Raw genomic sequence first — 442 nt, 5'->3', positions numbered from 1 at the left:
GCTGGCCGCCCTCGCCAGGCTTGGCGCCCTGGGCCATCTTGATCTGGATCTGGTCGGCCGACGCCAGGTACTCGGCGGTCACGCCAAAGCGGCCCGATGCCACCTGCTTGATCTTGCTGCGCAGCGAGTCACCTGCCTGCAGCGGCAGGTCACGCTCGATCACGTGGTCGCCCAGCAGGCCCTTGAGGGTATCGCCCTGCTTGATGGGGATGCCGCGCAGTTCGTTCCGGTAGCGCTTCTCGTCCTCGCCGCCTTCGCCGGTGTTCGACTTGCCGCCGATGCGGTTCATCGCCACGGCCAGCGTGGTGTGGGCTTCGGTCGAGATCGAGCCGAGCGACATGGCACCCGTGGCGAAACGCTTCACGATGTCCTTGGCCGACTCCACTTCCTCGAGCGGAATGGCGCGCGACGGATCGACCTTGAACTCGAACAGGCCACGCAG

At 66.5% G+C, this 442-nt stretch carries 1 protein-coding gene; it reads right to left on the bottom strand.

From position 1 onward, the window contains the following. A partial coding sequence (locus AC1DHL_RS29915; RefSeq protein WP_478164354.1) for a glutamate synthase-related protein occupies nt 1–442 on the bottom strand: 442 nt, incomplete at both ends.

It is taken from the genome of Variovorax sp. 10L426 (assembly GCF_056395305.1).
The sequence above is the reverse complement of the archived record's forward strand: the minus strand, read 5'-3'. Positions and strand labels throughout refer to the sequence as shown.